The organism is Dysgonomonas sp. (assembly GCF_035323175.1).
GTDB lineage: Bacteria > Bacteroidota > Bacteroidia > Bacteroidales > Dysgonomonadaceae > Dysgonomonas.
Map to the genome: position 1 here is coordinate 1 of NZ_DAOKYH010000024.1, position 24,456 is coordinate 24,456.

Sequence of the window (24,456 nt, forward strand, 5' to 3'; positions counted from 1 at the left end):
CAATATGAGTTATCTGACTAGTAAATGATCGCAAACCTCAGTCAGAAGAACCGTTACTAAATCGTTACCTCTATAAATTTTGCTATTTGTAATTGATTGATAAAGAGTAGATAAAATCAATAAAACTGCTATTTAAAAGAAATTGCAGAAGTCTGCGGTATCCGAAAAAATTTAATATTCCACCTAGCCAGACATTCATTTGCAACCTTAGCCTTAAGCTATGGAGTCAGTATAGAATCTATCTCTGGAATGTTGGGGCATACTAACATCACTACAACACAAATCTATGCTCAGATTACAAAGCAGAAGATAGGGGAGGAGATGAAAGGATTTAAAAGAGGCTTAGTCAATGCCGATGAGTTTTCAAAACAAATGAAAAAAGGCTACGATATCTATTTACAATTATTAGATACAGCAAAAAGAATGAAAGAAGATAAATATTCTATTGAGCAGATAATTTATTATACGGGCTTATCTAGAGATGAGATTATTGCTTCATAATAATAAATAGTCGCATATACTTTGCCAATCTCTAAGGCTAAAGGCCTCTCAAATTCATATCCTGTTTGTATGGTCTTCTCATAATTAAAAAATAGGAGTTCCTTGATTAAATAAGCTATTGATTTAGGAAACTTTTCGAAAGTAAAATTATTCTACATCATAATTTAGCCATTTTAAATTAAACATGTCCAAGTGTATGTCATGATATTGAGAGATAGGCTAAATCTAAGTCATTAGGATTAAAGCAAACTCAAAAGTTTACTCAGTGAAGATCCTTAAAAGCCTTATACATTTCGTGTTTTTAATAATTTATACGAATCATACATGAATATAATAAAAGAAAATAAACATAGTGTAATTTATAGTGTATATTGTGTGTAGGAGAATTCGGAAACTGATAATATACTATTATTTATACTATAATAAAAGAATAATATATATTTATAAATTGAAAAATAATGTAAATTATAGTATATATACCTATGGAACGAATTTGTTATCATGAAAATATTATATATTTGATAATATAATAGCTGTTTTATGATATTAGAATACAAAATTACTGACAAGATGATTTCTTTGGTTGTCTCAATTTCTGAGAAAATTGGTAGGCTAAAGGAGATTAGGAAAGTAAACAGGTATATTGACTTTGATAGGGCTTGTGTTATCAAAAATATTCAAAGAATTCTTAAAGAGAAAAATATAATCTATCCAGATAAAGTAATTCTTGATTCACTGAGATTAGGAGATTCAATACGACAAGAGAATGTAAAGCCTATTCTTTCTTTAATTGAATTTCATGCTACTCATTTAATAAATAAGAAACTGGATATTAACACATATACTGAATTATATAACAGGAACGAATATTTTGAGGTAATAGATAGTTGGAAATTAAACCGAATTATAGAAAGAACCGATTTTTCACCCCAATTTTTCTTGTACTCTATTTCCGGCTTCTGTAATGAGTGTAATAATCTGACTTCTGATTATTTCATTGAGGGGTGGTTAATCAATCGCTTTTATAAAGAACATGGGATTATATTAAGTTTAGCATACAATAACTATTTAAAAGAGCAGAAGCAGGTAAATGATTTATTTGATTTTCTTCCTGAAATTTTACTCCGTACAGATTCATCCAGGTATGAACTTTTCTTATCAGTGATTGATCTTTTATTAGATGAATGTATTGAATATTACTACGAGTTGTGTAATCCTAAATCTGGCCGAGTCGAAGTCCTAAAAGGAACTATTAAAGAACCCTTCTCCCGGAAAGACTATCTGTCTTATTATAATATCTCAGGCTCTACTGCCAGTAAAGACCTCAAGGAAGCGGTTGATAAAAATATTCTTATCGTAAAAGGAGATAAGATAAATGCGAGGTATTGGTATAAAGAATATGCTTTAAATTTGGTTTAGTTTTTTCTATTTTTTATTGTATTACTACAACATAACACAATTTAATACATAAAAATAATTTTTACATTTATACTTCTCCCATACAGCCATTAACTTTCTGTTCGGGAATTATATACAATCAGTTCTCATTAGTGAGGAATCATCAATTATAATTACATTATACCCTGAAGAATACTTTGCGAAGTTAAGAGTTATTCTTTTGAGATGAGATGTTTTAGGGCTTTCATAGCTTCTCTATAATTAATTTAGATTATTATTTCTATTTAAATGCTGTAAGGCTTGTTTTGTTTTGTTTTATTCTTATTAGAGCCAATTTATAGATTAAATCAAAATAAAATAATAATATTCAAGAGATTGAGTCCTCTTTATTTTATATATTTGTTGGACAACATGAAAAATCTACTATAAATTGGAAAAGATATATATTAGAGATCGAAGATTTCCTATACCCCAAAACGAATTGACCTCAAAAATAATGAGTTCTATAAAAGCGAAGGATACAAAACTAGAGCTTATTCTCCGGAGATATTTATGGGAAGAAGGGATCAAAGGTTGCAGGATTCATTGGAGAAAAGCTCAAGGAAGACCTGATATTGCATTTCTTAAAAAGAAATTGGCAATCTTTGTCAATGGTTGTTTTTGGCATAGATGTCCTTATTGTATATCTATAGTTCCTAAGACAAATTCTGATTTCTGGGAGCATAAATTCACAGCAAATATAGAGAGAGATTACGCGAAACAGATCGAGTTAGAAAATATGGGCTGGATTGTTATTACAATATGGAAATACCAGATTAAAAAAGACTTGTCATCTTGTGTATGTTCCATAAAAGAAATATTATAAACTATGTCTGAGAAGTTAACTGTAATAGATGTTTTTTGTGGAGCAGGTGGATTTTCCGAAGGTTTTAGGCAACAAGGTTATAAAATTTTGTTAGGAATAGACTCTTGGGAACCAGCCATTAACACATATAACCACAATTTTAAGCTAAATTGTAAAACTAAGAATGTATTAGATTTTGAGAATTCGATAGAAGAAATAGAGGCGTTGCCTGATTCCGATATCATTATTGGAAGTCCACCTTGTGTGACTTTTTCTTCATCAAATATTTCAGGAAAAGCGGATAAAACTTCAGGGATTAAACTTACTCAGATATTTCTTAGAATTGTAGCAATAAAAAAATGGCAACCTGAATCTAAGCTCAAAGCATGGTTTATGGAAAATGTGCCTAGTTCCATTAAACATCTTGGTGCTGAATATACATTTGAAGAATTAGGCTTAGGGGAATGGGCAACTAAAAATAAGATTGGAAAATCAAAAGTTGCAATTCGCTTAGAGGGAAATCAACAAATAATCAATTCGGCAGATTATGGTAGTGCCCAATCGAGAGAACGTGTCATCTCTGGGGAGATTATTAAAAGAAAACGGTTAGTGATTCCTCTTGCTACTCATAATAAAGAGGATAGTAATCGAGTGCATCTTCCTTTATGGAAAGACTTAAACTCAATCATTAATCACTTACCTAGTCCGACTAGCAAAAGTAGTACTCGAAAAATAATTGATCCAAATTATCCAAATCTATCAATTGAGTTAAAAGAACTAACAGATAATTTTTATGATACAGGATTGTTTGAATGCGAATGGAAGCAGTCTCAATTTTTTAAAATCAATCATCCCTATATGGGGAAAATGGCTTTCCCCGAAAACAAATATAAACCAAGTAGAACTATTACCGCTACCAAAATAGGTACATCAAGAGAAGCAATAATATATAAATCTGAATATAATAGAAAAGGCAATGGAGAATATCGAACTCCAACAGTGAGAGAAGCGGCATGCATCATGGGGTTTCCTATCACTTATCAATTCTGTGGTGGAGAAACAACAAAATGGAGATTAGTAGGTAATGCAGTCTGCCCCTCTGTATCTCGTGCGCTTGCCAAACAAGTCTTAAAAGAACTTGGTTTAAATGAGCAACCCAACCTAATCGTTGAAACAGTTGTACGCAGGCCAGAGAACAATCTCAACACTTTTTCTCATAAGTTTTTTGATACTCCACCTCAAAGAAATAAAGGTTCGCGATTCAGAAGACATCCATTTAAAGACGGAAATATGACAGTTACTTTGTCGAACTACGACATTGATAAAAATGAGAAAACTATCGGTAAATGGATTACCTCTGTTCAATATGGCAATGGTGAAGGATTTCCGATATTTAATTTCCCAGATCAATACTATCGATATATTGAAAAAACATTAATCACTTTACCTTGTGGAAAAGAATTTGTTAATTTTATAGATAATGGTTTCTCTTCTCAAATAGCAAAAAGCGAGATGTTGCAAGATATGTATGAGAAACAGATATCTCAACATCCATTTATAGAACCGACTAAACTGGTTGAAAAGATCGGTTTAATTATCAACAATTTAAATATAGATAAGCAAGAATACGAGCAATCTGAGATAGTCATATTCTCCAAAAAACATAAAGTACCACTAAAGCAAATATTTGCTTTATACGCGATAAATAAAGTTTCATCATTAGCTAATAGTTCGATATAACATGCCTGTGCAATTTCATCCAAATAATCCAATTGATGCTTTAGAAACCATCATTGTAAAAGAAGATGGAAGTCCTCTCCGTGGTGAGATAGATATCTATAGGAAACTATGGGAGGATTTAGGTAAAAGTGAATTAGAATGGGATGTTTGGCACGATTTGAAACTCCCAGAGCATTCAGATCACTTTAATTATTATAAGAAAACAAGTTCTCAAATTGATTTTGTAATCCTGTCCAAGCATGGATTAATCGTATTGGAAGTAAAAGGAGGGCCTGTTTCCACAATAGATAATATCTTCTATTATGGGAAAAATTATGAAACTCCAATGAAACAGAATCCTTTCAAACAGGTTGAAGGATATAAATTTACTTTAAAAGATAATATACTTAACAATTTTAAGAACTGCTTCTTTTGTGAGGTCGTTGCTTTTCCTCATGTTGACTATCCTTTTGAATCAAAATTAATAAATTCAAATCTTCTATGGACGAAATATAAAGCTGATATTTTTGATAATTCCATCGAAAAATTCCTTTTGAGTGCTATCACTTATTCAAAAAACAAACATAAAAAGCATTTCAGAAATTATGATGATTTTACGTCAAAAGAATATTCAGTAATTAAAAAGATATTGAGTCCTAAGATTAGTGATAGAAACCCGAATAACTCTATAAATACTTTGGAATGGCTTGGAATTCAAAATATAGAAATTCTTGAAGGACTTTATAAAAATCAAAGGATATTAATTGAAGGGCCTCCCGGATCGGGAAAAACAACACTGTCCAAAGCTTTCATAGATAAACAGCAAAATAAAAAAGGTATTTATTTGTGTTGGAATAATCTATTAATGCATTATATTAAATCATTAATAGATCAACGTAAATTATCATGCAATATAGAAATTACAACATTTTTTCGCTTTTTTCAAAATCTTAATCCTGAGATAGACTATATTACATTGAGTAATTTCACAGAAGATGAGTTTTATGAATTGGTTAAGGATACAATTTTAAGGTTAGAGCAAGAAAGGAGATTGTATCCTTATGATTTTCTTGTAGTGGATGAAGCCCAAGATTTATTTGATAGGGGACTGGATCTGTTTATAAACTCTTTTTCAGGTTATAATAGTAAAGGACTTTTGAATGGAAATTCTTTTATTATATATGATATAGATCAGAGTTATTCTAATAGTGGAAGAAATGCTTCAGAGCTTGCCGATCTGATTTCAGAATATTATTCTCATTTCAAATTGAGTGAAGTAAAGCGAAGTGCTCAGAATCCTGATATTAGAAAATTGAGTTCAGAAATATTAGACCACCCTAGTATAATTAGTGATAGTAATTTTAAGAATTTGTATCCGAATATATCTGTTTTGCTCCACGAAGATTTGCAAAGTGTAAAAAGGAGTATTGTGAAAAATGTTTTAACACCAATTCGTGAAACAGATTCTTCCTTGAGAGGGAATGATTGTGTAGTTCTAATTGAGTCAACTTTCCTAAAAGGAAGTTATAAAGGAAAGGAAGATCTAAGAGAATTGCTGATTATCAAAGATATTGAAGAACTATCTGAATCGAATATTGGAGATACAGCGAATAAACTTCGGTATACTTCGATCTTGAAATTTAAAGGATTAGAAAAGAAGAATGTTTATATGGTCATTTCCACGCCTTCGGAGATTAATAAATACGAAATATTTGTTGGTATTACTCGTGCAATGCTCAATCTCGAAATTAATATAGTGAAGTAATGAATTTAATAGATCAACATATTCGCAAACATTTACTTCATTTTCAGGATGAAGAGAATGTTTTTTTTCAAAAAATCTTTGAGTTGATCCAAAGTGAGACAAAAGACAAGAGTAGCATTTTACTACGCTACATTCATTTATTATTAAATGAAGCATTTTCAAAAGAAAGCTCTGAAACCAAAACGCTCCATTTACATTTTGAATATGATTTTGACGACGATTCTCTATTGGTAATTGCTCAATATATTCTAATCAGATTGTTTATAGAGAATGTTGACAAAGGTAGAATTGACAATGATGATATCACTAAGTTGCAAGAATTTAAGATAGCATTACTATCGAAGAAAAAGAGATTGTCTATGAATTGTCCCGAAGGAGCAAGAGGAGGAAATAAAATCTATAAAAATTGGATTAAGGATAAAAGAAAGGTTCAGGCATTAATTAATTTTTACGATCAATTAGATGAGAATATTGAAATTGTAAGTAACACTGTTTTTAATTGCCAAGTTCAATTTGCCACTTCCTTGGGTAATATTTTTGAAATAAATCCATATGCTTGTGATATAGGGGATTACAACAATCATTCAACACCAAATCTATTAAATACAAAATTGACATTAAATCAAATAGATGAAGTGGATAATTCCATCATTGATAATATCGAAACGATAATCCTTTTTGATTGCGAAAGAAAAAAAACGATGCAGTATTTTTCTTTACAAGATATTATAGAATATGACATTGATTTAAAAAAATATTTGATTATAACCTTTGGCAATAAAAACACTTCTATTCAGCAACTAAGAGATAAAATAAGCTTAATACAGAGTAGATTTAAAATAGCTCCTAAAGATAGTTACCCTATTACTCGATCTGAGATTGATTACCTTTTAGGAAGAAAATCAAAAAGAAATATTCCAGTTTCATTCATAGGGATAGATAAATCTCATTTTTGGGATGTTTTTATGCTTGAAACAAATGTTCAGGATTTATATGAATTGCGTTCTATTAAGATGATGAATTTGTATTCTTTATGCTTTAATAGAGAAATAAAGGGCTTTATACTTCAAGAAATATTTTCTAAAAAAGATACTTCAGACCTTATATCTGATGAAACTAAACAAAGACTGTTAGATTTAAGAAAAGAGGATTTATTAAATCTAAAAGAATCATTAGAGAATATGTTGGACTTAATCATTAGCACTAATATGGATCAAATCATAATCAACAAAACAAAAAGCGAAACGATTTTTATAGTTGATAATCTCGTGCTTAAGTCAAAGAAATTAAAAGGATTAATATCTTCATCTCTTTTATTGACAGAGGAAAATAAGTTATTCTCTTGGTCTACTTTCAAAGTTATTGAAAATAAAGCAACTCTCATTTTGGCATATCAGGATCAAGGGAAATATCCATATTATTTTTATCCAAATATAATTGAAACAACTGTTTCAAAATCTATGGCTACTGAAGCTATTTTTCAGAAATTTCTATTTTTGAATATATATAAATGGGCAAAACACAATGTGTCAAAAGATATATATAAGCAGATAGATCATCCTATTAGAAGGAAATATTTCCATTGGGAAAGATTAAAAGACTCCATTAATAGCTTACGCCCACAAAAAGATGATGATACAAATTGGAATTTGGAACAACAGTATTTCGGAAACTCTGATCGTGAAACGATCAAATTAAAGTTGAAAAATGAAAGAGAGAGAACATTTAATAATTCTGAACTTTTTATTTACTCAACAGACGATTTGAGTTTTAAAGTAGAAAGGATAGGAGATATTATAGAGGTAATCGATGAAGATATAAAATGTTTTGTCCATCATCTTGATGAGATCCAAAAAAATATCAATTTATATGAGAAGATGATAGACACAAAGCAACAAGAAAAAGAATTGAATATCATTCGTCAGAAATTTCAAATAGACGATGCAGAAACAGGAAGACTTTGGAAAATTCTATTAAAAAAGAAAGCATTATTTGCGGGGGAAGAAGAATTGTATGAGACATTAAAAGTGCATTTAGAAAGTAAAGGACTTAAGATTGTCTCGTTATATCATTTTAAAAATAACTGGCTGAATCCCGAAAGCGACTCTATGGCACCGCTCAACAAAAAGATATTTATTGAGCTATGTGAGTTTCTTGAATTACCGAAAACATATTTCATACTCATACAACGATTAAGAAATGCGGCTAAGCAATCAACTCGACAGAGTACCTTGCAAATGAATCGCCTTTTGCAGAATCTGTTCAATGATGGTTGTTTTGATGATGGGGTAGATTTGAGCAAAATTATAGTTGCCAAACTTGATAACTATAAACGGGAACATCCATTAGATGAACTAGGTATTGATGAAAGATACTTAGGTGATAATTTGATTGCTTTGGTTGAATTAATAAGACCGGAGATTAAATTAAAAGAAATAGAAAAATTCAAAAAGGGAGAATAATGAACAAAATATTACAGAAAAGAACTTCTTTAGAGACTTTTATTAGGGAACAGATATTAGGCCCGGGAATTAATGGGTATAAGTATGTTAACCTGAAAGATACTGCTTTAGTAAAGAAAGATTTGAAGGTTGAACCATTTATAAACTATGATTCTGAGATATTAGATATTGTTCCTGCTGCAATTTATAGTACGGGCATTCTTTTCCCAGAAGATAATAGCGGAACATGTAATGAAGGAGCCGTTTTGGACAATAATGAACAAACGGATAAAGAGGACGGAGTTGAGGAAAATGATTCACAAAATAGTAGTTTAGAATCTGAAGATATAGGAAAAGGAATGGAATTGAATCAAATGTTCCCGAAAACGATGGGTTTGACTTGTTGTTTGAGCGAACAATACTTAGAAAGAGGTGAGATCGAATTTACTGTTTCCTTCAGATATTATAGGAAACTCAAGCAAGACAAAGAAGGATTGTTCAATAAGAAATACGGCTTACTGTGCGAAGCTGAAACAAAGGCATTCAGGGAATTTTTATCAAAACATAATTTAAATCAGTTTTCAATCATTTCCATAGAAAAAAATGATTTTATTGTATTAGCTAAGATCAGTACTGAACAGATTACAGAATTAAAATCCACTATCCGCAGTATTCAAAAAAACTATGCCGAGAACTTATATGATAAGATGAAAGGAGTAATAAATCTCCCAGTTTCTTTAACCAAAGAAAAATGTTATTTAAGTAATCTAAAATCAACTATCTATTATGAATTAAAAATTTCGGTCACTGATACAGAAAAAAGAAAAATCCTTTTTGCAATTACCCAAGAAATAGAGCTGATTGAAAATATCTCTGAACACCTAAGGAATCTCTTGGATATTTATTCAGGAGGATATGGTCTTTGGCAGTCAAATTTAATCGAAAAGATAATAAAAATAAAAAATATTAATTTCCCAAAATCGCAAAATAAAATATCTTTTTTATACAATAAGCCAAAAGAAAGAGAAGACATAATATCCATAGACAAAGAAGGGATTGAGCAAAAAGGATTAGCACATCTATTTAGGTTTGATCTCAATGAGAAACAGAAAGAATATGCTTCTCTTTCGGCTAATGTTCAATTGAGCCGGGATTCTAGAAAGAATGGAAACAAAATCTTTGTAAAGATTCAACTAATTAACACTAGTACGGCATTTGATCTGGATAAACAAAAGGATAGTAGGTATTACTCTACCTTTAACGAAGTTGTAAATCAAAGAGCTTTCTTTGGGGTTAAGCTGTGTTTGGAAAATGATTTTTTGGTTCCATATTCAGATTTTACGTATTCCCCCAATAAAATAGGTATTTATGATGAAGATACGACCACTCGATTCATTTACGATCAATTTAAAGATTATGCCGTTGGTCACGGTTGTTCAGTAAAATGGCATACCACAAAGAAAAAAGTGGAAACAGAATATCTTCCAGAATGTGAAACACCAGATATTGATCCTATTCCTAGAGATAAAAATAAATCTGCAACTGAGAACAATGATGACGATTTTATTTTGCCTTTATTTTCAGAAAACTCACGATCTCAGGAATTCAAATGGCTGTCTGTCTTTTCCGACACAAGAGATGAAGATGTTATTAATGGCTTATTAGCGTTCGTCGACTCTTATGGGAAATGGATAGAAAATAAGAAAAATGACTCAAAATATCAATCTGAACTAAAAGCTATTGCTGATCAAGAATTGGATAAATGTGAGCAAGACTACTTGCGAATGAAAAAGAATATTAAAGATTTGTTGAATGGAAAAAATAATAAAGAAAACCTTGATACTTTTCGTTTGATGAATGCAGCAATGTTTATGCAATTATGGCATTCCGTAAAAGTAAAAAACGGCGAAGTGAATCTAATACTTGAACAAGAAGACTTTGATATTTTTGATCTTGACTTTTATAAAAAAGCTGACGATAAATTATTTCCTCCACATAACGAATCGGCAGGATGGAGAGCTTTCCAATTAGCTTTTATCTTATTGAACCTTGACGGAATTTTTAAGGGTGAAGATGAATGTTGGGAAAGAAGAAATGAATGGGTTGATTTGGTCTGGTTTCCGACAGGAGGCGGAAAAACTGAGGCTTATCTTGGGTTGATTGCTCTTACGATCATCAATCGGAGAAAGTTATATAGAGAAAAAGGTGGCGGGGTTGCATCCATTATGAGATACACTTTGCGATTGCTTACAATGCAACAATTTCAAAGAGCCACATTAGTTATAATGGCATTGGAATTAATTAGACGCTGGGATTTATATAATCTAGGTAGAGAGCCTATAACGATTGGGTTATGGGTTGGAAATAATTCATTACCAAATAAAACAGAAGATCTAATTATCGAATATGAGAAACTAAATAACAAACATCCCAATAAAGTACCTTTTTCAAATTGCCCTTGGTGTGGTAATAATATCGAAGGAGAAGAGAAGGTGGATACAGAAAATCTCAGCAACAGGGAAAATCAATGGTTTGCGAATAAAGTCTATTTGAAATGTTCCAATAATAAATGTTCTTTTTCTTATCCAAAAAGGAGGGCAAGGGTAAGACAAAATGACCAAGGAGCAATTCCTGTATGTTTATCAGATGAGATTATATATCAACATCCGCCAACACTACTATTCGGTACAGTTGACAAATTTGCTCAGTTGGCTCATAAGATAAACGGGACAGATAATGGAAGGAACGCAGACTCTAGACGTTTATTTGGTAGAGGGAATTGGGAACAGGGCAAACCCCAGAATGGCTACTTGCCACCTGATTTGATCATTCAAGATGAACTTCACTTATTACTAGGACCTCTTGGTTCGGCTGTTGCATTATACGAATCAGCGATAGATCAGCTTTGTACTCGGGAAGATGGTACAAGGCCTAAAATAATTTCGTCAACTGCGACTACAAGGAATACACAGTTGCAAATAGCAGCATTGTTTGATAGAAAGGTTGACCTCTTTCCTAAACCCGGAGTTGAATGTGATGATTCTTTTTTTGCGTTTTATCGTAGAAAATTCAAGAACGCAGAAAAAAATGATGAAGAGTACCTATCTAAAAGAAAATATATCGGAGTATTGCCCACAGGAAGGACACAGATTTGGATGCAAATGAGGTTAACTGCTATAATTATGACCCATCGTGCTATTTTTGAATTACAAGAATTATTAGATAAAAATCCTGTTGATTTTGATTGTTATAACAAGGAGTTTGAAAGGACAATGGATTTTTATCACTCAACTATCTCTTATTTTAACAGTTTGAAAGAAGTGGGGAAAACACAATCTCAAGTACAAACCTATATTTTAAAGGAGCTTCGAAGGGTTTTTAATCGAGTAATTCGTCCCCAAAAACTTATGCACTCACTTTATACTTATGGTCCAATACACGAGGCAGAACTGACAGGAAGGTTATCAGGAGAAGAGGTGAAGAATGAATTGAAAAATGTTGAAACAAAATGGATTGCACAAAATAGATTCGCAAATATTCAAGATGGTGAACGCCAAAGAGGTAAAGTGCCTCCGGAGTTTGTAGTAGCAACGAATATGATATCTGTAGGTATTGATGTATCACGATTCAACACCATTATTATGAATTCAATGCCACGGAATACCGCTGAATATATTCAGGCAAGTAGCCGTGTTGCAAGAAATGATTATGGCTTAGTTTTAACGGTACATCATCCCTTTAGAGCAAGAGACGTCTCTCATTATGAGAAGTTCATTGAGTTCCACGAAAAGATGTACAGTTATGTTGAGCCAATTTCTATTACTCCGTTCACAAAAAAATCCGTAGAGAGATATATGGGATTGTATTTAGCAACAATGATACGGCATACGACAAGATTTACTGAAAGAAATTCGGCAGGCAATATTTCATCTATACCAGATAACGAACTTTGCTTGATTATTTCAGGGTTAACCTATTATTTCGAAAAGAGAAAAGAAAGGCTCTCTGAATTTGGTAAATTGATCAACAATCTACTAAAACAAGAGAATGTAGATCAAATTAAAGAATGGATCGAAGAAGCTTTTATGGAATGGAAAGAAGAATCAAATAAAGTGTTATCAGAAAATAAAGATTTTGTCTTTAATAATAAGTCCCCACATTCTACTCCTCCACAAGAACAGTTATATGTTGATATTGAAGAATACGAAGGAAATATCCATAGTGAAAAATGGCAAGTTCCAATGTCGTTAAGAGTTATAGAACCTGAAGCTGCCATTAAAATAAACTCTATTTAAAATGAAGATACTCAAATCAAACCAATACAATCAGGGAATAGGCAAATATAAATTACTATCCTCAACAGCAGGTGTCGGTTCAATAATTGCGACTAAAGTTGGTTCTTATGTGTTAATCTCTGATATAAATAAATGGAAATTTATAAAATGGGCAAATTCTAAAGTAGAGTTAGTTCGTTCAAATAATTCTGATGATAGAAGAATTTATGAAATTACTAGAACAGAAATGTCTAATAGGGGATTTGATTTTATCGATGATCAAAGATTTATTCGCTTTATTAGAACCGAAAAAGAGCTAAATAATTTAGTGTGCCTAATAGGTGTGCCACATATGGCCCTTAACGAATCTTTCAATACGCCCAATTGGAAAAATCATCCAATAAAAACAGCTTTAGAAAAAACTGGGGATAATGGGATTTCAAGTGACTATATGATAGTTGGAACGCATTTCCCGAAATGGTTCAAGAACAGGAAGGGAGAATTAAGGGAAATTTCAAAATGGAGGGATATGTGGGAGAAAGAAGGTAGAAATAATGGCGGAACACCTACTATTCATGATTTTGCTCCCCCAAGAGATGCGTCAGACTTTATAAAAGAGTATAGAATAAAAAATATTGAAGGACAGGATGTAAATTACAGAGAGTATAGAGAGCTTGAACAAACTAATCTTACTTTAATTTGTCCTAATGGACATTTATCAGACGTACCTTGGTCTAAATTTCTAAGCTGGAAAACATTAAAGGAAACTTTTCAAATAAACAGAGATGACAATGGCGAAAATTTATTTGATATTGAACCTTGTTGTGGTAACCCAAATCTGGTTTGGACAGAAAGTAAAACAAAATCAGAAGGATACGGAAGTATATTTATAGAATGTAAAAGTTGCGGATTAGGTTCTGGTATTTCTAAAGATAAACCTAAAATTAATTTAGAAGGTATCAATAGTTTGCAACCAAATTGTAAAGGTCAAAAGCCTTGGGAGATAGAATTAGATAATGCAAATACTATCCCTTTTGAAAAATGCTACATTCGTGGTGAACAACAATACGGTCGTGAAAAAATGCAGATTTCATTGGTGACAGCGAATAATATGTATTATGCTAATGGCTTTTCTAGCTTATTTGTTCCAATGCATCTTGCTGAAAATATAACAATAGAATTACTTGATGCTATTGAAATATTAGAGGAGCGATATAATAAGAGAAATAGTAATAACTCTATTTCAAAAAATGAGTTTTGGACTGAAAAAGTTGCTTCTGATTTTGATGAATTTCTAGCAGATAATGCAATTGTGATTAACACAAATAATTCACAGTTTGAGAACTCGTTAAAAATGATGTTTCTAAATTTTGATGATAATCAAGCAATAGATTCACACGAAGAATACAGATGGCAAGAATATAGGTGTTTTTCACAAAATTCATCTATTTCGGATATAGAAAAAAACAAAGGGCTCAATTTTCGAGATATTGAATTGTCAACTAAACTGAAACCTTTTTTTGCTAAAATACAACAAGTAGAAGAGCTGAAAGTAACCAATATCCAGTTAGACTTTACGAGAGTTAAACCTAAAGAACGAATAGTTCAATTAAATGACAGTGGCGAGAAAGTTGTTGAAGAAGTAACCATTGGTCAAAATATCTTCGCTGTAAAAAAAGAAGAACTGTTTGTTCTTCCTGCAAATGAAACTTATGGGGAAGGGCTATTTTTTCAATTTAACGATGAAGGGATTAATCGATGGATAAAAGACAATTTACAACAACTCAATGATCGATTTTTGTTTTTTTTGAATAGAAATATTGATACTAAAGAACAAGGAGCTGGAATTAAACAAAAAATAAAGAACAATGGCATTAAGCATTTCTTAATACATTCTTTTTCTCATTTAATGATGCGAGAACTAGAATTTTCTTGTGGTTATCCTACTGCAAGTTTGAAAGAAAGACTTTACATATCTAATACTCCTAATAAAATAATGTCTGGAGTATTGATCTATACAGCAGAAGGATCTGAAGGGAGTATGGGCGGATTAGTATCACAAGGAGAACCTGAAAAAATACAACAAATTATAAAAAAGGGATTTGAAAGAGGTCTTAACTGCTCTTCAGATCCATTATGTTGGGAATCCGATGGACAAGGAATTTTTGATTTAAACTTATCAGCTTGTTTTTCCTGTTCTCTTGTTGCAGAAACTGCTTGTGAAGAAATGAACTTGGGTTTAGATCGGAGGGTATTAATCGATGAGGAATTTGGGTATTTTAAAGATATATTATAAGTATTCAGAGCTTTTTATAAAAGCATTTAGATATGATTCAACCATATATATTTGATCTCAGACTTACCTTAAATCAATATAAATAGTAAGAAATAATAAAGAGTATCACCGAAATTATAAAGCAACCTTAATGAAGGCATCTTGAATTTAATGAAGTTTTCATTGAGGATGCATGCTTTGCGAATACAATTATCAAATAATCGAGCTATATTTATTCCATTAAAATACCATCCCTTTATATGGGAGCATATTGAAGTTGTAGTCAGTTTGTTGCCAAGTAATTTTAGAGAATAGTAGGTAATTAAAGCTGGTTCTATTGTATTTTTTTGTATAAAATACATCTATTATTTAGAAGCTTATTTGATGTATTTTGTTTTCTATCCTGACTATTTCTTCAGAAAAGTTATAATATTAAATAGATTCTAATTTAGAAAGAAATATTACTAGCTTTTTAAGACTTTATCTATAGATAAAAATAATACTTTTTATTGTATTGGTACAAAGTAAATAATATATTTATAACTTAATATTAAATCATTTATTTATAATGCTATGAATAACTACGGAAAAGTATCATTGAACATTTACTCTATTAAAATAAACAAAGTCGGGGATAGAAAAGCAAACTATGTTTTGAGTGATTATGATAATGGTCACGATATATATAGTTTCTTCAAAGATTGTATGGAGAATTGGGTGTATATCAAAACTAAGGAAGACGAGGACTTGATGAAAGACGAAATTAACCAAAAAGTGATACGAATAAAAAGAAGACCTAGTGACGATAAACCATATATGGAATATTTCGGTCGTTCATTTTCAGGATTATATGAGTCTGGTGAGTATGGAATAGAACAAGATGTTATAGATACGCAAACCGGGAAAAGAAAATATAAACAAGATGAAGGAGATGCCCCATTACTCCCATTTTATTTTCTATTTGATATTGGTAAGGATAACACGACAGGCTTTCTTATCTTACAAAGATTTAAACAGTTTGGAGTTTATGGATTGTGTAAAAATATTTTCACTTATGAGTTTAAACGGAAACATCCAGATTATAACCTAGCTATTGAAAGGTTCTCGTCCGTTGAATTGGTTAAACATGCATTTGCTGAATCTGAAATGAAAGGACTGGTACTAACTGAGGTTAATTGCGGAGAGATAAATAATAGTACTGTGGCAAGAAGCGTAGGAATTCAACCTCATGATTCTAGACTAAAACTAAGCCTTGAGTCAAAACGGGGACGCGCATTCCCTTATTTTACTAGAAATAAATTTTTGGAAGGTAATAAATTTGTTTCAGTCGACGGATTGCAATATGCGGCTACAGAGTTTATTATGAAAGTTGGGGGTACTATTAGGAAATTTACTCGTAGCCAAATAGATGAATATGGCTATTCTTGTGAAATAACAGATAAAATTAAGTGGGACAATAGTAAAAACCCAACTTACGAATCAATAAATAAAGAGGCTAAAGCCTTGTTGAAAGATATATATACAGAATTGGAAAATAGAAAATAAATGAAAAAGGTTCTCTTTATATTTTCTGGCCTATTTACCCTCATAGGACTAGCTTTATTAGTTTGGTTTGTATATATTTATATGCAGTCAGATGATATCTTCACTTTTACAAAAGAGAGTCTAAAAGGTAATGCAGGAGAGTTTATTGGAGGTATAGTTGGGATGTTTTTTACAATAACAGGTTCTCTCCTTTTGTTTCTAACTTTGAACTATCAACGAGATGAATTTAAAGAGACACAACTAATATTAGTAGCTCAACAATTTGAAACGACCTTTTTTAATATGCTGTCTATGTTAGGAGAGATAAGACAATCCATCTCAGGCTCTTTTAAATCTAATCAAGGAAAGAACGATTTTCACGGTCAAGCCTTTATCCATAAATTCAGACTTTTCCTGCAAGATGAATATAATGATTATATAGAGAAAGAAGGTAAGCCCCTTGACGATAGGATATTAGAAGCTGAAAAAGAAAAATCTAAAAACGAGTTAAATATCAGAGATATCACAACAGAACTAGATGTTTTTTATATGAAAAGATATGAAATCTATCAAAGTCAATTAGGGCATTATTTTAGATATATATTCAATATAATAAAACATATTGAAGCACAAACAAATCAAAAGATAGATAAGAGAAAGTATATTGATTTACTACAGGCTCAATTATCAAATGATGAACTTGCAATAATATTCTATAATGCAATTTCTTCTAATGGCATAAATAGCAAAAAAGTCTTCCAATTTAAAAAGTGGATAGAACAATATCAATTTCTTGAAAATCTAGATAAGAATAGTCTTTTAGATCGTAAGCATCATATATTATATCAATTTACTAAGTTTAAATTTTTAAATAGAGATGAGTTATCCTCTAAAAAAAACTAGAAGGTCCATATTCTTTCATACCTCTCTTTTTTCTAATCCATATGATGTCTAAAAATGAAAAATTGGTTGTATTATAATGAAAAAGAGTTGCATTCATTATTATGATACAACTCTTCTTTCAATTTTATGCTAAAGCAAGGGTTAGATTATTCTTCTTTCCAAGCTTTCAAATAGTTTTTCTCTAGTAATTTTTCAATATCTGATTCTTTGTATAGAATCTTTCCTTCTAACGGAATATAAGATAGCAAACCTTTATCCCTATAAGCCTGTAGTGTCCTTCGACTGATATTCAATTTTTTAGATAATTGGAAATCGGTTAAATATCTTTCACCATTGAATAGAGGTTTGTAATTGCTGAATGTCTTTTCAATCTTAGATCTGACATTCTCAATCAATAAATTCAGGTTTGCAACTTTGTTGTTGGATTTTTTTAATTCTGACATGATTTTTTGTTTTTAGAATTGAAACTATTGGAATCTAATACTTTCTTGACATCACAAGGTTTATAATAAATCTTGCGGTCAATCTGAGAGAAGCCAATTTTACCCTTGTTGCGGTAAGTTTGGAGGGTCCTTGGTCGGATATTAAGAATGCCACATACATCTTGTGCGTCCAACCATTCATTTAGTGTTTTGTCTTTATGCTTGTCGCATAATTGACTAATTTGAATCAAGAAACCTTCGAAACAATCTAGAGTTTCTTTATCAACTTCTTGATAAAAGAATAAATTTTGCATAATATTAATTTATTTAATAATTAAAAACTTCAACGAAAATAAGTGCTTGTTTTTGAAAATGCAATGATTATCAGTGTATTGGCATGATTTGTCGTGTTTAGGCATGATTTGTCATACTTTGCAAGGTTGTCTGTCTCGTGAAAATGGTTGATAGTTTATAAAATTTGATTTATGAGATTAAAGAATGAGTAAAGCTATATTTGGAACAAACTCTTCATAAGGCTCATGTATTTTGCTCTTATCAGAAAAGCACATGCGTAAACTTGTAGGATTGTGACTTAATAAAATTTGGTCTTATTTAATTAGATCTAGATGATATTTAACTTTTGTCTTAGATCTATTCTAAAAAAACAGATTAAAAGAGTTTGACTTGATGAGCTAGTTCCTCAAGGAAATCACCTTATTTCAATAATAAACGAGCAGATTGGCTGAGTGTTATTTTATTATATAACTATTATTAAGATAATGGTCATTAAAATAATCTCGTTAGTCGGTAAAGTATTAAATAAAATATTCTATTTTTGTAATGGATATTAAAATAATAGTCATTAAATTATAGTTTGAGATGAAATTTTATAATAGAATACAAGAATTAGAGGTTTTAACCCGTACACTGGAGCAATCTCAAAAAAGTTCGTGTTTTACGGTTATGGTAGGGCGTCGCCGCATCGGTAAAACATCTCTTCTCCTCGAATCTATAAAAGGTCAAAAATATTTATATCTATTTGTTTCCCGAAAAAGTGAACCACTTCTTTGTGAACAGTTTCAAAAAGATGCAACAAGAGCTTTAGGCATACAGATATTTGGAAATATTACCCAATTTAAAGACCTCTTTGAACAATTACTTATTCTTGCCACACAAGAACATTATACGCTGATAATTGATGAATTTCAAGAATTTGATAATATAAATTCATCTATATTCAGTGATATCCAGAATCTCTGGGATCAGTATAAAGACAAGACTAAAATCAATTTTATAGCTTCCGGTTCTATCTATTCAATGATGATGAAGATCTTTGAGAATAGGAAAGAACCTTTATTTGGTCGTCTTACATCAAAAATGATATTGAAACCATTTGCAGTAAGTGTCATCAAGGAGATATTAAATGATTATAATCCTAAATACACGGCAGAGGATCTTCTGTGCCTGTATATGCTTACTGGAGGAGTCCCTAAATATCTTGATTTATTAATGGAAGCTGGAGCTTTTACGAAAGATAAGATGCTGGATATGGTTACAAGTCCGGATTCTCCCTTTCTTGGTGAAGGTAAAGATCTACTGGTCTCTGAGTTTGGAAAGGAATATGGGACATACTTTTCCATTATGCAGTTAATTGCTTCGGGAAAGACTACCCAAAGTGAAATTGATTCCATTATCAAAAAAAATACAGGCGCCTATCTGGTAAATCTTGAGAAGGAGTATTCTCTTATTATAAGAAACAAACCGATGTTTTCAAAACCGGAGAGCCGTAAAAACCGTTGGAGTCTGAATGATAATTATCTTCGTTTTTGGTTCAGGTTTATTTTCCCGAACCAATCATTGATTGAAATGGGAAAGAACGAATTGCTTCGAGAATATATTGATAAGAATTACGAGCAATACAGCGGACTGGTCTTGGAGAAATATTTTCAGGCAAAAACGGTAGAGGAGGAGAGGGTTACTATGATTGGCAGCTATTGGGACAATAAAGGGTTAAACGAAATTGATCTGATAGCATTGAATGATTTGGATAAGACAGCTATTGTTGCCGAAGTAAAACGTAATCCGAAGAAAATCGATTTAAATCTTCTTCAGGCAAAGGTTGATTCTATAAAAAAAGAACTTTCAAAATATAAAATCCAACTGAAAGGTCTTTCTCTGGAGAATATGTAATTTGAGTAAAATGGAGGGATGTTCGAAAATTGAATTTTATTATACTCCGAGTAAAATATTTGTCCATTTTCCAGACTAATATATAAATAAATTGTATCTTTGTTTTTAGTGTAACTCATTGCAAAACAGTGAATAATAAGCGTGGGTTATTTGGTGGTTCAAAAAATATCGATGGTCTAACCAATTGATATACAATATAAAAATTTGAGGGCAAAGTTCCCTCTCTCTCCGCCAAGATAAGATAGAAAATTAAGTAAAATCCTGAGATTCAATGAGTTTCAGGATATTTTGTTTTCTATAAAGTGGCAAAAAATGACAAATTCGGGGATAGTTCACTGACAAATTCGGGGACAATCGAAAATCCGAAAAAATGTCCCCAATTTAGATTATAATACATTCATTTTGTAGAGTTTACCCGAATTTAAGACCTGCCCGTAACAGCTGAATCTCATACTTTTAAAGTTAATAAATTATAAAAAATTAAAAGTGATGAGTAGAAAAACCTTCAAGACCTTGTTCTTGGTAAAGCCATCCAGAATCTCTAAAAAAGAGAAAGCCTATTATACAATTTTCTGCTATACAATAGTCCTATATCTGATCAAGATTGAGTTTGAAGTTATTTTTACAAATGACTGTCCAGATCTTGTTTGTGCGACAAAAAGGAAAAGATATGCGACTTTTTCGACTGAGGTAAGACGTTTGTCCGAGCAATAGCATACAATAAAAATGAGCGTTCCTATATGCTTGTTTTAATTTTGTAGTATTCCATATGTTTAAATCTTGTACCAAGTTATTTTTATACCTGCGATAAATATGAATAATTTAATACACAAATGTCTAACCTCAAATTTATACAATAATAAAAATATACCGCTTATTTTATAGAAATATCAAATTCAAGTACTTATATAATAATGTCTAACCTTAAAAAATCAATAACCATGAATGATTTCAATGACAATAGTTAATCTGTGTTAATCTGGTAGCTTCTATAAAGGGGATAAAGCTTCCAGAAAATTTATTTTATCAGAAAGTAGAAAAGTAAACATTTTAATAAACAAAAAAGAATGAAAAAACACAACAAAGAATGCAATCATAAAGTTTTTTTCTTTTTGCAAGATCGGAAGAAAATGTTGGTGATAGGATTTTTATTTTCATTACTGATATGGCCTTTCTCTGATTTATCTGCTCAAAACAAACGAATGTTGACGGGAGTAGTATTAGAAGAGAATAATCCTGTTATAGGAGCTACAGTTGCTGTAAAAGGCACAACTATTGGTACGTTTACCGAAGAAGATGGATCTTTCACGCTGGAAGTGCCTGTTGGCAAACAAACCCTTATTGTTTCTTATATAGGAATGAAGGCACAGGAAGTAGAGATTCAGAATCAAACACACGTTTCAGTACAATTAGAAGATGACGCTGTTATGCTTACTGAGACCGTTATTGTTGGATATGGCCAGCAGAAAAAAGCAAGTGTTGTAGGAGCTATTACACAAACAAATGCAAAAGTATTAGAACGTGCAGGAGGAGTTTCGAGTCTAGGCCAGGCTTTGACTGGTAATCTGCCGGGAGTTGTAACTACAGCTTCCACCGGTATGCCAGGAGACGAAGATCCAAAAATTATTATCCGTGCACAAAGTTCGTGGAATAATAGTGATCCTTTGGTATTAGTCGACGGTATCGAACGTCCCATGAACACTGTAGATATTTCCTCGGTAGAAACAATTTCGGTTCTAAAAGATGCTTCGGCTACGGCTGTATATGGAGTGAAAGGAGCTAATGGAGTCATACTAATTACGACTAAACGAGGAAAGGAAGGAAAAGCTCAGGTTCAAATAAAGGTAAATACTACAGTAAAAGTAGCATCTAAATTACCCGAAAAGCTGGATGCATATGATACATTTTTATTGAAGAACAGAGTATTGGAGCGTGAGATGGGAATATCTCCTACAGCCTGGGGTTACTACAAGCCAATGGCGATTATAGATAAGTATCGTAATCCGGCAAATGCCGAAGAATGGGATCGGTATCCGAATGTAGACTGGGTTGATGAACTATTTAAAGATTACGCAGTATCTTACAATTTAAGTGCAAATGTGTCTGGAGGCTCTAAATTCGTATCTTATTTTGCAGCTGTAGACTTTGTACATGAAGGAGATTTGTTTAAGACTTTCGAGAACAACAGGGGGTATAACTCTGGTTATGGCTACAATCGGTTAAACTTTCGTAGTAACCTGGATTTCAATCTGACAAGCACTACCAAATTCTCTACCAACTTATTTGGGTCTAATGGGGTACGTACATTACCTTGGGGTGCCCAGACGGGGGATCAAAGCTATTGGGCATCAGCTTATCGCACAGCACCAGATGCTATGCGTCCTATTTATTCAACTGGTTTGTATGGATATTATGACCCGCGAAATGCAGATGTGCCTAACTCTGTTGCTTCTTTAGCGACATCAGGGATAGAAAAGAGAACAAATACTCAAATTAATACAGACTTCATACTTACTCAGGATCTGAACATGTTAACAAAAGGTTTGAGTGTAAGAGCAAATATTTCTCTCGATAATACATTTGTAGAGGAAGGTCGTGGTATTAATGACCAATATAATTACTTGCATCGAATGTGGGTGAATCCCGAAAGTGGAGATATAATATATGAGCGTGGTGAAGATTTTAAAGAGTCAATCAAATGGTCTACCCAAGCAGGTACAGTTAATAAGAGATTAAATTATCGTAAAGTATACTATTCGTTGCAGACGAACTATGCCCGTCAGTTTGGTAATCATGATATTGGTTTAATGGGGCTTTTTAGTCGTGAAAAATGGGCGACGGGTAGTGAATTCTACCATTTCCGAGAAGACTGGGTTTTCCGTGCCACATATAATTACGCAATGAGATACTTTGCCGAAGTCAATGGTGCTTATAATGGATCTGAGAAATTTGGGCCAGATTATCGGTTTGCTTTTTTTCCATCGTACTCGATAGGATGGATGCTTAGTGAGGAAAAATTTATGAAATCGTTGAAAATCTTTGATATGTTAAAAATCCGTGCTTCATATGGTAAGATTGGAGATGATAATGTGGATAAACGTTGGCTTTATCAAGATCAATGGGTATACGGAGGAAATGTGGTTATGGGAACTGTACCAGCGAATACACCATATAGTATTTACCGCATTAGTTCATTGGGGAACGAAAATGTATCATGGGAAACTGTAGAAAAGCAAAATCTCGGCATTGACTATTCATTTTTCAACGGATTAGTTTCCGGTTCGGCTGATTTCTTTAAAGATAAACGTTCCGATATATTGGTTGCCGGAGATGATCGAGCTATCCCTTCCTATTTTGGTGCAACGGCTCCAATGGCAAATCTGGGTGAAGTAAAAAGTCAAGGGTATGAACTGTCGCTAAAGCTTAACCATGTATTTAGTAATGGACTCCGTTTATGGGCGAATGCGAATATGACACATGCTACCAATAAGATAATATTTGCCGACGACCCTATATTAAAAGCTGCATATCGTAGAAGAGCCGGATATGCAATAAATCAGACCTCATCCTTCATTGATGGTGGATTTATCAACTCATGGGATGACTTGTATGGAAGCCCGGTGGCTGATACAAATAATGGAAGTAAACTCCCTGGCGATTATCTAATCGTAGACTTTAATGGTGATGGACAAATTACAGACGATGATCAGGCACCCTATCAGTATTCCAGTACTCCTCAGAATACATATAGTACAAGTCTAGGAGTAGAGTGGAAAGGGTTCTCTGCTAGTGTTATGTTTTATGGAGTCAACAATGTGTCACGTGTAATTGATTTTCCAACTTTTCACTCCTCCTCTAATGTCGCTTATGTAGAAGGCACTTACTGGAGTAAGGATGGTTCGGGAGAAATCCCTATGCCTCGTTACAATACTTCAGCACCTAAAGGAGCTAATGGAACTCGCTATATATACGATGCTTCTTATCTGCGATTGAAGAATGCGGAGATAGGCTATACTTTTACCAACAAATCGGTAAGGAAGTTAGGTGTGTCTTCGCTAAGGCTCTATCTGAATGGAGATAATCTATATCTGTGGACTAATATGCCTGACGACCGCGAATCTAATTTTAGTGGAAGTGGAAGCTTTGGTGCATATCCTACGATGAGACGATTCAACTTGGGTATTGATATAACTTTTTAAA

The 24,456-nt window shown here is 32.2% G+C and carries 13 protein-coding genes and 1 pseudogene; 12 read left to right on the forward strand and 2 right to left on the reverse strand.

Features of this window, described 5'->3' with window-relative positions; translation table 11 throughout:
- Positions 1-123 precede the first annotated feature (123 nt).
- The 10 genes and pseudogenes from PKC55_RS16635 to PKC55_RS16680 form a co-directional block, all read left to right on the forward strand.
- Positions 124-501, forward strand: a pseudogene (locus tag PKC55_RS16635) (tyrosine-type recombinase/integrase); the annotation flags it as partial.
- A gap of 540 nt (positions 502-1,041) precedes the next feature.
- Positions 1,042-1,920 carry a hypothetical protein gene (locus tag PKC55_RS16640; protein WP_291129928.1) on the forward strand — a complete coding sequence of 293 codons (879 nt, stop codon included), beginning with the start codon at positions 1,042-1,044 and terminating at the stop codon, positions 1,918-1,920.
- Between the two features lie 409 nt (positions 1,921-2,329).
- Positions 2,330-2,764, forward strand: a complete 435-nt coding sequence (locus tag PKC55_RS16645; protein ID WP_291129926.1) for a very short patch repair endonuclease — start codon at positions 2,330-2,332, stop codon at positions 2,762-2,764.
- A 3-nt stretch (positions 2,765-2,767) separates the two neighbouring features.
- A complete protein-coding gene (gene dcm / locus PKC55_RS16650) occupies positions 2,768-4,483 on the forward strand; it encodes a DNA cytosine methyltransferase (protein ID WP_291129923.1) in 1,716 nt (571 codons plus the stop codon).
- Position 4,484: 1 nt separating this feature from the next.
- Positions 4,485-6,227 (forward strand): nuclease-related domain-containing DEAD/DEAH box helicase, encoded by a 1,743-nt coding sequence (locus tag PKC55_RS16655; RefSeq protein WP_291129921.1) that lies wholly within the window; start codon positions 4,485-4,487, stop codon positions 6,225-6,227.
- A complete protein-coding gene (locus PKC55_RS16660; protein WP_291129919.1) occupies positions 6,227-8,689 on the forward strand; it encodes a hypothetical protein in 2,463 nt (820 codons plus the stop codon). The genes PKC55_RS16655 and PKC55_RS16660 overlap by 1 nt, the downstream gene beginning before the upstream one ends.
- Positions 8,689-12,963, forward strand: coding sequence for a helicase-related protein (locus tag PKC55_RS16665; RefSeq protein WP_291129917.1), 4,275 nt, complete (start codon positions 8,689-8,691; stop codon positions 12,961-12,963). The genes PKC55_RS16660 and PKC55_RS16665 overlap by 1 nt, the downstream gene beginning before the upstream one ends.
- Position 12,964: 1 nt before the next feature.
- A complete protein-coding gene (gene drmB, locus PKC55_RS16670) occupies positions 12,965-15,238 on the forward strand; it encodes an MrfA Zn-binding domain-containing protein (RefSeq protein ID WP_291129915.1) in 2,274 nt (757 codons plus the stop codon).
- Between the two features lie 552 nt (positions 15,239-15,790).
- Complete coding sequence (locus tag PKC55_RS16675; RefSeq protein ID WP_291129912.1) at positions 15,791-16,762, forward strand: hypothetical protein; 972 nt, start codon at positions 15,791-15,793, stop codon at positions 16,760-16,762.
- Positions 16,763-17,644, forward strand: a complete 882-nt coding sequence (locus PKC55_RS16680; protein ID WP_291129909.1) for a putative phage abortive infection protein — start codon at positions 16,763-16,765, stop codon at positions 17,642-17,644.
- A 146-nt stretch (positions 17,645-17,790) separates the two neighbouring features.
- Here the strand turns inward: PKC55_RS16680 and PKC55_RS16685 are convergent, their stop codons facing one another.
- Positions 17,791-18,087 carry a helix-turn-helix domain-containing protein gene (locus tag PKC55_RS16685; RefSeq protein WP_291129907.1) on the reverse strand — a complete coding sequence of 99 codons (297 nt, stop codon included), beginning with the start codon at positions 18,085-18,087 and terminating at the stop codon, positions 17,791-17,793.
- Positions 18,075-18,380, reverse strand: coding sequence for a helix-turn-helix domain-containing protein (locus PKC55_RS16690; RefSeq protein WP_324373589.1), 306 nt, complete (start codon positions 18,378-18,380; stop codon positions 18,075-18,077). The genes PKC55_RS16685 and PKC55_RS16690 overlap by 13 nt, the downstream gene beginning before the upstream one ends.
- Before the next feature lie 565 nt (positions 18,381-18,945).
- On the opposite strand from PKC55_RS16690, the gene PKC55_RS16695 reads away from it, so the two are divergent.
- Positions 18,946-20,256, forward strand: a complete 1,311-nt coding sequence (locus tag PKC55_RS16695) for an ATP-binding protein (RefSeq protein ID WP_291129904.1) — start codon at positions 18,946-18,948, stop codon at positions 20,254-20,256.
- Between the two features lie 1,067 nt (positions 20,257-21,323).
- On the forward strand, positions 21,324-24,455 hold the full coding sequence (locus tag PKC55_RS16700; RefSeq protein WP_291129901.1) for a SusC/RagA family TonB-linked outer membrane protein: 3,132 nt from the start codon (positions 21,324-21,326) through the stop codon (positions 24,453-24,455).
- The last annotated feature ends 1 nt before the right edge of the window (position 24,456 follow it).